At 69.3% G+C, this 11,495-nt stretch carries 9 protein-coding genes; 4 read left to right on the top strand and 5 right to left on the bottom strand.

The genetic code is table 11. The features are described from left to right. Positions 1-291: 291 nt before the first annotated feature. Positions 292-828, top strand: coding sequence for an acyltransferase (locus tag VMJ70_06890; GenBank protein HTO90844.1), 537 nt, complete (start codon positions 292-294; stop codon positions 826-828). A gap of 79 nt (positions 829-907) precedes the next feature. Here VMJ70_06890 and VMJ70_06885 read toward each other — a convergent pair whose 3' ends face one another. Further along, positions 908-1,558 carry a peroxiredoxin gene (locus tag VMJ70_06885; protein ID HTO90843.1) on the bottom strand — a complete coding sequence of 217 codons (651 nt, stop codon included), beginning with the start codon at positions 1,556-1,558 and terminating at the stop codon, positions 908-910. Positions 1,559-1,979: 421 nt separating this feature from the next. On the opposite strand from VMJ70_06885, the gene VMJ70_06880 reads away from it, so the two are divergent. Continuing rightward, the gene (locus VMJ70_06880) at positions 1,980-2,183 is read left to right on the top strand and encodes a cold-shock protein (protein HTO90842.1); all 204 of its coding nucleotides are present in this window, start codon (positions 1,980-1,982) and stop codon (positions 2,181-2,183) included. A gap of 75 nt (positions 2,184-2,258) precedes the next feature. On the opposite strand, the gene radC is transcribed toward VMJ70_06880, so the two are convergent. Beyond that, on the bottom strand, positions 2,259-2,999 hold the full coding sequence (gene radC / locus VMJ70_06875; GenBank protein ID HTO90841.1) for a DNA repair protein RadC: 741 nt from the start codon (positions 2,997-2,999) through the stop codon (positions 2,259-2,261). 62 nt (positions 3,000-3,061) lie between these two features. Between radC and VMJ70_06870 the strand changes: the two genes are divergently transcribed. Continuing rightward, positions 3,062-4,051: a hypothetical protein gene (locus tag VMJ70_06870; GenBank protein HTO90840.1), complete on the top strand. Its 990-nt coding sequence runs from the start codon at positions 3,062-3,064 to the stop codon at positions 4,049-4,051. 30 nt (positions 4,052-4,081) lie between these two features. Here the strand turns inward: VMJ70_06870 and ftsY are convergent, their stop codons facing one another. The 3 genes from ftsY to selA form a co-directional block, all read right to left on the bottom strand. Next, positions 4,082-5,011, bottom strand: a complete 930-nt coding sequence (ftsY, locus tag VMJ70_06865; protein ID HTO90839.1) for a signal recognition particle-docking protein FtsY — start codon at positions 5,009-5,011, stop codon at positions 4,082-4,084. A gap of 155 nt (positions 5,012-5,166) precedes the next feature. Continuing rightward, positions 5,167-8,745 carry a chromosome segregation protein SMC gene (smc, locus tag VMJ70_06860; protein ID HTO90838.1) on the bottom strand — a complete coding sequence of 1,193 codons (3,579 nt, stop codon included), beginning with the start codon at positions 8,743-8,745 and terminating at the stop codon, positions 5,167-5,169. 209 nt (positions 8,746-8,954) lie between these two features. Then, on the bottom strand, positions 8,955-10,352 hold the full coding sequence (selA, locus tag VMJ70_06855) for an L-seryl-tRNA(Sec) selenium transferase (GenBank protein HTO90837.1): 1,398 nt from the start codon (positions 10,350-10,352) through the stop codon (positions 8,955-8,957). A 170-nt stretch (positions 10,353-10,522) separates the two neighbouring features. On the opposite strand from selA, the gene VMJ70_06850 reads away from it, so the two are divergent. Further along, a complete protein-coding gene (locus VMJ70_06850; GenBank protein HTO90836.1) occupies positions 10,523-11,449 on the top strand; it encodes an ABC transporter substrate binding protein in 927 nt (308 codons plus the stop codon). Positions 11,450-11,495: the final 46 nt, after the last annotated feature.

Genomic DNA, 11,495 nt, shown 5'->3' with positions numbered 1-11,495 from the left:
CCCACTCAGTGTCCGCGAGATTCTGAAAGCGAGGCTGTTCCCGGAGCGTGTGGGGTTGCCTTACCCCTGGGACGACTACTACTGGAGGAGGATACCAACCAGCCGGATCCCGAATGCCCGACGGCACTCGCTCAGCCTGGCCGTCTAGCGGAAAACCGACAGCAGATCGACCGTGCGACGATCCGGCCGTCAACATTCTGCGCTGCACAATCGAACGTTCAGAATGGCCCGGATGTGTGGTAGACGTACCGCGGTTGAGACAGGTTTCCTCCCTCTCATGGAAAATCGGGCTTGAGGATCTATTTCGAGCTGCTCGTCATCCATCTCCGCCGGAAGATCTTCATGCTGCTTCCGAACCGGCTGCGCATCCGCATGCTGCGCCAGGACGGCGTGAAGGTCGGCGAGGATTGCCTGGTCCACACGCCCTACTTCTCCACGGAGCCCTATCTGATCGAGATCGGCAATCACGTCGCGATCTCGGCCGGGACCGAGTTCATCACGCATGACGCGGTGGGCTGGATGTTCCCCGACCATCCCAACATGGGTCTGTTCGGCACGATCAAGGTCGGCGACAACACCTTCTTCGGGCTCAAGTGCCTGATCCTGCCCGGCACCAGCATTGGAAGAAACTGCGTGATCGGCGCCGGTTCGGTGGTGCGTGGCGCGATTCCCGATGATTCGGTGGTGATGGGCAATCCCGCTCGAGTCGTGATGAAGACTTCGCTGCTGAAGCAGCTGCTGGTGCACAGCCGCAATCGCCTCGAGACCCACCTGTTCTCGTCTCCGGAGAAGCGCCGGGCGCTCTGCCAGCACTTCGGGATCGAATAGCCGACCGCCGGGAAACGCGAGCTCCGGACCCGACCCCACTCGGGGACCGGAGTCGTCGAGGAGGGTGCCGCCGCCCGAATCAGCGCGTTTCGGCGGCTGCGGTGGGATCCGGTACGTAGCGCAGGTAGGGACGCTGTTCGCGCCAGCCTTCCGGATACTTCTTTCGGGCTTCGTCGTTGGAAACCGCCGGCAGGATGATGACATCCTGACCCGGCTTCCAGTCCGCCGGCGTCGACACCTGATGATTGCTGGTGAGCTTGAGCGAATCGACGGCGCGCAAGATCTCGGCGAAGTTCCTGCCGGTGCTCTGCGGATAGGTGATCATGAGCCGGACTTTCTTGCTGCTGTCGATCACGAACACCGAACGCACCGTCACGTTCTCGCTGGCATTGGGATGGATCATGTCGTAGGCGAGCGCGATCTTGCGCTCGGGATCGGCAATCAGAGGGAAATTGAGCTTCACGCCCTGCGTCTCCTCGATGTCGCGTGACCAGCCTTCGTGCTCCCGGACCCCATCCACGCTGAGCCCGATCACCTTGACGCCGCGCCGCTCGAATTCCGGTTTGAGCCGCGCGACCGCACCGAGCTCGGTGGTACACACCGGCGTGAAATCCTTGGGGTGAGAGAACAGGACGGCCCACTGGTCTCCCATCCATTCATGAAAGCGGATTTCACCCTCCGTCGACGAGGCGACGAAGTCGGGTGCGAGATCACCGATGCGAACGCTCATGGCGTTCCTCCCGGGTCTGGGTTCGGATTGTGCGGCCGGGGCTGGCGGCGAGCGGGAGCCGAAACTCCGCACGCTTCGCCGGATGCGGGGATTTGATGCGCCGAACTCATTCGGGCTGCGGAGCTTCGAGCCCCAGCGCCTCCCCAACCGCTCTCAGCCTGGTAAGTAAATGCGGTACAACAGGTTGGACTTGGAGATCGGTTCCTGACTTGCGTTCCGGGCCGCTCATGCCGATAATGCTGGCGCCTTCGGTTGCAGTGGATGTGCGAGCAGCCTTCGACGCCACCCAGGGTTTCTTGGGTGGTTTTTGTTGTGCGGCCGACCTGCGAGCACCGAAGCACCCGGTCACGTGGACCGGGCGCGGCCGCCGCGTGTGGGCGGTGTTACATGGGCTTTCGGGCCCAGATTCAAGGAGTCTTCAGTGGCTAGTGGCACAGTGAAGTGGTTCAACGAAGCGAAGGGTTTTGGTTTCATCTCGCAGGAAGGCGGCGAGGACGTGTTCGTTCACTTCTCGGCGATTCAGGGTGAGGGTTTCAAGACCCTGGCCGAGGGTGAGCGGGTCGAATTCGACGTCACGCGCGGACCGAAGGGTCTGCAGGCGTCGAGCGTTCGCCGCGTGAGCTAATCGCTCGGGGTACCGCTTCACGTTCGAGGGCGGCGCGCAAGCGCCGCCCTCGTCGTTTCCCCCCCCGAAGCTCGATCACATCAATTGCCGGGAGCGCAGGCTCACCACGCCGCGCTGCGCCACGATGACATGATCGAGCACCTGGATGCCGACCAGCTCCCCGACCTCGACCAGTCGCCGGGTGATGGAGAGATCCTCTTCGCTCGGCTCGGGATCTCCGCTCGGGTGGTTGTGCACCAGCACCACGCTCGCGGCCGAGTGCAGGATCGCCGGCAGGAAGACTTCACGGGGATGAACGATCGAAGCGTTGAGGCTGCCGATCGAGACGATCTCGCGCGCTTGAAGCTCGTGCCGCGCGTTGAGCAGCAGCACCGCGAAATGTTCCTTCCGCGCCCGCGCCAGGTCGCGCGCCTGCGCCAGCACGTCCTCGGGCCCACGAATCGGCGCCTGAGCCGCTTCGCGCTCCACGGCGCGGCGGCCCAGCTCGAAGGCCGCGGTGAGCGCTGCCGCGCGCGCCGGCCCGATCCCGGAGACGCGCAGCCAGCGGGGGAACGGCCAGCGCGCAAGCTCGGCGGGCCGGAATCGCGACAGCCGCCGACCGATTCTCTGAGCGCTTCGGCCCGCGCTGCCCGAGCCGAGCACCAGCGCCAGCAGCTCGGCATCGGCCAGCGCCGTGGCCCCGTGCGCTCCGAGTTTCTCGCGAGGCCTTTGAGTTCGAGGCGGCGCGCCGGGCGCAGGAGGCTCGGGGGTCAGGGAATCGTTCAGAATTCCGCTTCCTCCTTCCTCGTGCTTCCGTGGCGCGCGAAGCTCCGCCATAATGAGCAGCCTCGACGGGCCCCTCGGCTGTATCCGGAATCCCACTCACTGGAGTCTCGAGCATGCGTCGTGCCGGTTTCCTAGCCGCGATCCTGACCGCGATCCTGGGCGCTTCCTCGACCGCCTCCGCCGCGGTCTCGGGCGTCGACCTGATCAATGGAATCGGCCTGATCGACTATTCACGCGCACCCCACATGAGAGTCGGCGACTGGGTCAAGTACCACGTCACCTCGAGCAGCGAGATGGGTGAGAGCGACGACTACGTCGTGACCATCTTGATCGCCGGCGAGGAGCGCTTCTGGGGCGAAGACTGCTTCTGGGTGGAGACCTGGACCGAGCCCAAGGACAAGCCGACCCGCGGAGTGGCGACCCTGATGTCCTACGGTGTGTTCTCGGACAGCTTCCCGAACATCCGCTCCCAGTACTACATGCGGAAGACCGTCGAAGGGGCGGAAGACAACGGCCAGCTGATCGAGGAAGTGGTGCGCCGTCCCGCCAGCACCATCCGAAAGCGCGGCTGGCTCTACGAAGGCCTCGACGTGAAGATCGACTCCCTGTCCCCGGACACGGTTTCGGTGCCGATGGGATTGTTCCAGTGCGATCGGGTGCGCACCGCCGAAGGAAAGGGCGCGACCCTCGATCACGCCGACAGTTCGGTGTACACCGAGCTGCGCGAGACTCGGGTGTCGTTCCTCACCCCGAAGATTCCGGTCACCGGGCTCGCGCGAGAGACCATCGAGAAGCTGATCCGGCGTCGAAGCTGGGCGATCGGCCACTCCCAGGAGAGTCAGAAGCTCAACACCATGGATCGCTCGCTCGGCGACGCGCGATTGGTCGCCTTCGGCTCGGGCATGCAGGGAAGGATCCTTCCCGCCGAGCGGCAGAAGAGTCTGAAGCAGCTGGATGCGGCGGCGGCCAGCGCTTCGCCGGCGAAGGCAACGGGCGCGAAACCGGCTGCCTCGAAGTCCGCGGGCGGCAAGCCGCCGGGCGCGAAGTCGACCGGATCGAAGCCGGCGAGCCCCAAGCCGGCGAGCGTTGCTCCGAAGAGCTGAGCGCGGCCCGCGGGCGCGGCGCGGAGTGCGCTACTCGAACAGCCCGCGCGCGAACGCCGCGGGGTCGAAGCGCTCCCAGTCCTCGAGGCCTTCACCCATTCCCACCACGCTGATCGGCAGTCGGAGCTGATCCGCGATCGCGATCACCGCGCCGCCGCGCGCCGTGCCGTCCAGCTTCGTGAGTCCCAGGCTGGTGACCGGGACCGCCTTCGTGAACTCGCGCGCCTGGGCGAGCCCGTTCTGGCCGACGGTTGCGTCGAGCACGAGCAGAACGTGATGCGGCGCGCCCGGCACCACCCGGCCCGCGACGCGCGCGACCTTCTGCAGCTCGGCCATCAGGTTGTGGCGGGTGTGCAACCGTCCGGCGGTGTCGACCAGCGCGACCTCGCAGCCACGCGCCTTCGCCGCGCTGAGCCCGTCGTGCACCACCGCGGCCGGGTCGGTGCCGTCGCGTGCGCGCACCCACTCCACCCCGGCGCGCTTCGCCCACACTTCGAGCTGATCCGAGGCGGCGGCGCGAAAGGTGTCGGCGGCGATCAGCAGCGTGCGCCGTCCCTCGCGCGCGAATCCGGCCGCGAGCTTGCCGGCGAAGGTGGTCTTGCCGACGCCGTTGACGCCGATCAGCAGCGCCACCCACGGCTTCGGCGGATCGGGGGCGCCCGCCTCGAGCGGGTCCGGAGGCGCGAAACGCGCCGAGCGCTCGGCCAGCAGCGCGGCCGCGGTGCGTTCCAGGGCCTGGCGGAGGTCGAGATCGGGAGCGCTCTTCAGCTCGCGCTCGGCCAGCGACATCAGGCGCTCGGTGGCCGACGGACCGACGTCGGCGGCGAGCAAGGTCTCTTCGAGTCGCTCCCGGGTCGCGGCGTCCACCGGGCCGCGATGCGCGAGCAGCGCGCCCAGACCCTGCTCGACGCGCTCGCGCGTCTTGCGCAGGCTTTCGCGGAATCGGTCCCAGAGGTTCATCGCTCAGTCGCAGGAAACCGGGCGGAGTTCAGATCGTCGGGCGCGGGGCAGAGAGGACGAGGGGCACGGTGCTCTCCTGGCGTACTCCGCAGCGTGACTCATCCAAAATGGGTGCCCCGACGACCCGGCGCAGAGATCGGCGATCCGGACTCTGCCTAAACCGCGGCGGGTTCCGCCTCCTCCGCCTCGCGCCGGACCGAGGCGTCCGCGCCGTCGAATCGCACCGAGACCAGCTTCGAGACCCCCAGCTCCTGCATGGTCACACCGTAGAGGCAGCGAGCCGCCTCCATGGTCTTCTTGTTGTGGGTGATCACCACGAACTGGGTACGGGTGCTGAACCGATCCAGCATGCGCAGGAAGCGGTCGACGTTGGCATCGTCGAGTGGCGCATCCACCTCGTCGAGCAGACAGAAAGGCGACGGCTTCACCAGGTAGATGGCGAACAGCAGGGCGATCGCAGTCAGCGCCCGCTCGCCGCCCGACATGAGGCTGATGCTCTGGAGGTGCTTGCCGCGCGGCTTGGCGGCGATCTCGATCTCGCACTCGAGGGGATCTTCTCCCGACATCCGCAGCTCGGCGTCGCCTCCCTCGAACAAGGTGGTGAAGATCTCGCGGAAGTGGATCTGCACCTGGCCGAAGGTGTCGCGGAACAGCTGGCTCGCGGTGACGTTGATCTTGTCGATCGCCTCAAGCAACTGCGCCCGGGCACTGGTGAGGTCTTCGCGCTGCCGGGTGAGGAACTGGTAGCGCTCCTTCTTGCGCGAATATTCCTCGACCGCCAGCAGATTGACGGCACCCAGCGTGCGGAAGCGCTCGCGCGACTCGTCGAGCTTCCGGGCCGCCTCCTCCGGGTTCCAGCCCTCGGGCTTCAACGGCGGCTGCCATTCGGCGGGGTTCAGCTGATATTCGGTGCGCAGGCGCTCGAAGGTCAGCTCCAGCTCGGAGTGTGCCTGCAGGCGGCCGAGCTCGATCTGGTGGAGCAGCTCGGAGAGCTCGGTCTGCTCGAACCGTCGCTGACGTGCCTGGTCTTCGAGCGCGCGGGCCTCCTCCTTGAGCGTGTTGAAGCGCGTTTGCAGCTCGACCACGCGGTCGCGCTGTCCGGCTTCGGACTCGAGCAGGCCGGTGAGCCCGGAGTTCAGGCCGCTCACCTCGGCCTCGATCTCGGCCACGGTCTGGAGCGCCGAGCGCTCTTCGGTCCGCCGGCCCTCGATCGTGGCCTCGAGCTCGCGCCGCGTCTGTTCACAGCGCGCCCAGGTCGCCTGCCATTCGCCCTCTTCCCGAGCCAGGCGCAGCAGCGCCTCGCGGTGACCGGTCGCGACCGCGGCCGCCTGGTCGCGACGCCTCTCGAGTTGACGCACATCGCCGTCGAGGTCGCTCAGTTGCGAGCGAGCGCGATCCATCTGCTGCTGGTACTCGGCAAGATCGCGCTCGGCCTCTGCCAGCGTGCGCGCCAGCGTCTCGAGCTCGGCGACGAACGTCGCCACCTCGCGCGCTCGATCGTCGCGCTCGCTCTCGGCCCAGCGGCGCTCGCGCTCCGCAGCCTCGTAGTCGCGATCGAGGCGATCGAGCGCGCTTCGCCGCGCGTCGCGCTCCGATTCGGCCATGCCGCGATCGGCCAGCCGGTCACGTCGCTCGCCCTGCAGCGCCTCGCCCTCGCGCGCCGCCGCTTCGAGCGCCAGCCCCAGCTCGGCCATCTGGCCGCTCAGCTCACGGATCTGCTGCTCGCGATGGAGCAGCCCGCCCTCGGCGCGCGCTCCCGCGCGCACCCGGCCGCGCTCCCAGACCTCGCCGTCGAGGCTCACGAAGCGCAGGCCGCTCTCGGATCGCAGCGCCAGCTCGGCCGCCACCGCGCGATCCTGGACCACCATCACCGAGCCCAGCAGGCGCTCGACCAGCGGGCGGAAGCGCGCCGTGCAGCGCACCAGATCCGAGGCGCGGCCGAGCACGCCGTCGGCTTCGGGCGCGGCGGCCGGATGCGAGGCGGCGATCGCGCTCAGGTCCACCAGGGTGGCGCGGCCGGCAGCCAGCGCCCGCAGGCGGTCGAGCGCCCCATCCACCGCCGCCCGATCCTCGCAAAGCACGAATGCCGCCGCCTCGCCCAGCGAGGCCTCGAGCGCGTCGAGGTAGCGGGCGGGTACCTCGAGCACGTCGGCGACCACGCCGATCAGCCCGGCCGGCCGTTCGCCACCGCCGAGCAGCGCCTTGACTCCCTCCGACACGCCCTCGAACTCGCGCTTCAGCTCGAGCAGGGTGTGGAGCCTCGACTCGACCGCCGCCGAATCCTGGCGCAGCTTCGCCACCAGCTCGAGCCCCAAGCGCTCGCGCTCCGCGAGCTCGGTGAGGCGCCCTTCCACGCCGTTCAGAGCGCGTTCGGCCTCGTCGAGCTCGACTTCCAGCCCGGCGCGGCGTTCGCGGGCGCTCGTCATCGCGTGTTCCAACTGTTCGAGCCGGGTCTCGAGCTCGAACCGCCGGCGCTCGGTGGCCTCGCGGCGCTCGTTCAGCGATGACTGCCGCTCACGCGCGCGCTCGGAGGCGCCGCGTTTCTCGGCCTCGATTGAGAACAGGTCGAGCGAAAGTTGTTTCTGCTCGATGGCGACCGAGCGGCGCTCGCGCAGCTCGGCCTCGACCGCCTGCAGCGACCGCTCCGCGTCCTCGCTCGCGGTCTGCGCCCGCTCGCGGTCCTCGCCGAGCGCGGCGCGGCGGGCCTCGGCCTCTCGCTCCCTCTCCACGGTTTCCGCGAGCCGCTCACCCAGGCGGGCGCTCTCGTTGCCGGCTTCGCTGGCGCGCCTCGTCAGGCCATCGGCGCGCTCGCGCAGCAACACCACCTGATGCTCGGCCCGGGTGCGCGCGTCCTCGCGATCACGCAGACCACCCTGCGCGGTCGACAGCTCGCGCTCCAGCTCGAGCAGCGACAGCTTGAGATCGTTGAGCCGCGCCTCGAGCGCGTCGAGCCCGGTGGTGACGCCCTCGCGCCGCACCGCTTCCTCCTGCCACTGTTCGCGCGCCTCGGTCTCCTTCGCGCGCAGGCTCTCGATGCTGTCGGCGGTGAGCAGCAGATCGAGGTCGCGGATCTCGTCGCGCAGTCGCTGGTGCTTGCGGGCCTTGCCCACCTGCCGTGCCAGCGAGCGCAGCTCGCGCTCGATCTCGAACACGATGTCGCTGAGGCGGGTGAGATCGGTTTCGGTGGCGTCGAGCTTCGCCAGCGCCTCCTTCTTGCGTGACTTGTACTTGGTGATGCCCGAGGCCTCCTCGAACAGGAAACGGCGATGGCCGGTGTTGTCGGAGAGGATGTGATCCACCATCGACCGCTCGATCACCGAGTAGGCGTGGCTGCCCATGCCGGTGTCGAAGAACAGATCGCGAATGTCGCGCAGCCGGCAGGGCGTCTTGTTGAGGAAGTACTCCGACATGCCGGAGCGAAACACCCGGCGAGAGACCGTGACTTCAGAGAATTCGGTGGGGAGAATGCCGCGGTCGTTCTTGAAGGTGAGGTGGACCTCGGCCATGCCGAGCGGCTTGCGGGTGGGGCAGCCGTTGAAGATCACGTCCTCCATCGAGTCGCCGCGCAGCTGCTTGGCGCTCTGTTCGCCCATCACCCAGCGGATGGCGTCGGAGACGTTGGTCTTGCCGCAGCCGTTCGGGCCGATGACGCCGGTAATGCCGTCGCCGAACAGCACCTCGGTCTTGTCGACGAACGACTTGAAGCCCTGGAGCTCCAGTCTGTGCAGAAACATCCGTGTCCCCTCTGGTTCGGCGCCCGCCAAGAAGCGGGGCCACGGCGGCGCCAACCCCGGGTGAGCCCTTCGCTTCCCTGCGAGGAGGCGGCTATGGCCGCATTTGGAGCATCCCTAGACTGCCTTGACCGGTGAAAGTACCGGCCAAAGCTCGCGACGGCAAACGAAAATTGAGCGGCCGACCCGGGTACCGAGACCGGCCCGAGCCGTCAGCGGACGGCGCGCGCGACTGCTCCGGCGACCACTTCGAGGTCGGCATCGAACAGGGTGCGAACGTCGAGCCGGAATCGGCCGGCCCGGATCGTGCCGAGCAGCGGCGGTTCGCCCGCGCGCACTCGTCCCTCGAGTTCCCGGGCGCTCATCCCGGGCAGCGCGACCTCGACCAGCCAGTCGGTGAGCCGCGCGCCGGGAAGCGAGCCCCCCCCGACCTCGCCCTCGCCGCGCGCGAGCTTCAGTTCGGCCGCCGGGAGCGCGGCCTTCAGCAGCGCGGCGAGCCGCTCGGCGCGAGCGCGCAGCTCGGGCTCCCCCGCGCGCAGCATGGCCAGCGCCGGAATCTCGCGCACCGCGCGCTCGGGATCGGCGTAGAGCGGGAGCGTCGCGGCGAGTGCGGCGAGCGCCAGCTTGTCGGGACGCAGGGCGCGGGCCAGCGGCGCCGCGGCTGCTCGCTCGACGTAGCGCCGCCGGCCGATCAGCAGCCCGGCCTGGGCGCCGCCCAGCAGCTTGTCGCCCGAGAAGGTGACGACGTCGGCGCCGGCGGCGAGGCTTTCGGCCGCGGTCGGCTCGTGCTCGAGGCCGACGGTGGCGAGATCGAGCAGCGCGCCGCTGCCCAGATCCTCGATCAAGGGCAGGCGCCGGCGGTGAGCGAGCGCGGCCAGCTCGGGGAGCTCGGGGCGCGCGGTGAAGCCGCGCACGCGAAAATTGCTGGGATGGACGCGCAGCACTGCAGCGACGTCATCGTGACGCTCGAGCGCGCGCTGGTAGTCGCGCAGGTGCGTGCGATTGGTGGTGCCGACCTCGATGAGCCGCGCGCCGCTCTGCTCCATGATCTCGGGCACGCGGAACGAGCCGCCGATCTCGACCAGCTCGCCCCGGGAAACGATCACGCCGCGACCTCGCGCCAGCGCCGACAGCGCGAGCAGGATCGCGGCGGCGCCGTTGTTCACCACCACCGCGGCCTCGGCCCCGGTCAGGCGCCCGATCCATTCCTGGACCGCAATGCCGCGCTGCCCCCTCCGGCCGGTCACCAGGTCGTACTCGAGATTGCAGTACCCGGACGCGACCTCGTGGATCGCACGGCTCGCCGGCGCCGCCAACGGCGCGCGGCCGAGATTGGTATGAAGCACGATCCCGGTGGCGTTGAGCACCCGCCGCAGGGGCGGCCGCCCCTCGCGTCGCGCCCGTTCGGCGGCAAGGCCGGCCAGCGCCGCAGGACTCGGCGCGGCGGCCTGGCGAGCGCGAAGGCCGCGCCGGGCGCTGGCCACCTCGGCCCGCACCGCCTCCACGACCAGCGCGCGCGGCAGCTCGCGCAGAGCTTCCGCGAGGGCGGGCTCGTGGAGCAGGGACTCGATGGCCGGCAGGCGCCGGCGCGGGTCTGGAGCGCGCGACATGGGGCGCGATCTTAGCCGAGTCGTCGCTCCCTCGCTCCCGCCCCGCCCCGGGGGTCTTCCCGCGCTTCACCGGGTCAAGTCAGCCTCACAAATGGCCGAAAAATCAGGGAATGGAGCCCTCCCGGCACGCGCGTACCGGGCGGGGATCACGGTCCGCGGGAGGTCGCTCGATGCCGGTGCGAGGCGCGATGTCGCTTGGGCTGCGGCGGTTTGGGTCATTGGCCGCGCCGCTGCTGCTCCTGCTTCCGGCGAGCGCTTGGGCCTCGGGCGTGGTGGTGCTCCGCTCGAGCGACCTGCCGGTCTGCGTCCAATCGGAGCGCGCCTTTCGTGCCGTGTTTCGCCGCCGGCCGGTTCAGGTGCTGTCGCTCGCCGGGCTGTCCATGGACGCCGCCGCCGAGTCCCTCAAGTGGGCGAAGCCCGAAGTGGTGGTGGCGATCGGCCTCAAGGCGGCGCTCCTCGCCCGCGACGCCGTTCCCCACACTCCGCTGGTCTACGCGCTGGTGCCGGCGCCCGAACGGCACGGGCTCGTCGGCGCTCGGATCACGGGGGTCAGCGCCGAGGTACCGCCGGCGCTCGAGCTCAACGTGCTGCGTTCGCTGGCTCCGGACGTCCGGAGCGTGGGCGTCGTGGTCGGTCCGCTGGCCTCCGACTGGACCCGTGACGCGTACCAGGCCGCGGCCCGGCTCGGGCTCGAGCTCAACGTCGCGACCGTGGACGGGCTGGATCAGCTCGGGCCGCGCGTGCGCGATCTGGCTTCGCACAACGACGCGATCTGGCTGGCTCCCGATCCGGACGTCGCCACTCCCGAGGTCTTCCGCCTCGAGCTGGCGCAATCGCTGGCCCATCGCGTACCGCTGCTCTCGTTCGCTCCGCCGCTGGTGTCCGCCGGCGCGCTGGTCGCCGCGGCCCCCGATCTCGACTGGCTGGGCGCGCACCTCGCCGAAATGACGCGGCGCATCATTGCCGGCGAGCGCCCGGGCTCGATTCCCGCCGGGCCGATCCGGCGCGTTCGTCCGATGGTGAATCTCGCCACCGCTCGGGCCATCGGCCGAGAGGTCCGGGGCGCCGCGCTGGGAAATGCCGAGGTGATCCCATGAAGGGCCGCCTGGCGTGGTGGGCGAGCGACCTGCGGGTTCGAATCGC

Source organism: Candidatus Sulfotelmatobacter sp. (genome assembly GCA_035498555.1).
Lineage (GTDB): Bacteria > Eisenbacteria > RBG-16-71-46 > RBG-16-71-46 > RBG-16-71-46 > DATKAB01.
Note: the sequence above shows the minus strand (reverse complement) of the source record. Positions and strands in the feature narration are given on the sequence as shown.

Coding starts and splice junctions, on each gene's coding strand:
- VMJ70_06850 (HTO90836.1), top strand. CDS start 10,523: ATGCCGGTGCGAGGCGCGATGTCGCTTGGGCTGCGGCGGTTTGGGTCA.
- smc (HTO90838.1), bottom strand. CDS start 8,745: ATGTTTCTGCACAGACTGGAGCTCCAGGGCTTCAAGTCGTTCGTCGAC.
- ftsY (HTO90839.1), bottom strand. CDS start 5,011: ATGAACCTCTGGGACCGATTCCGCGAAAGCCTGCGCAAGACGCGCGAG.
- radC (HTO90841.1), bottom strand. CDS start 2,999: ATGGCGGAGCTTCGCGCGCCACGGAAGCACGAGGAAGGAGGAAGCGGA.
- VMJ70_06870 (HTO90840.1), top strand. CDS start 3,062: ATGCGTCGTGCCGGTTTCCTAGCCGCGATCCTGACCGCGATCCTGGGC.
- selA (HTO90837.1), bottom strand. CDS start 10,352: ATGTCGCGCGCTCCAGACCCGCGCCGGCGCCTGCCGGCCATCGAGTCC.
- VMJ70_06885 (HTO90843.1), bottom strand. CDS start 1,558: ATGAGCGTTCGCATCGGTGATCTCGCACCCGACTTCGTCGCCTCGTCG.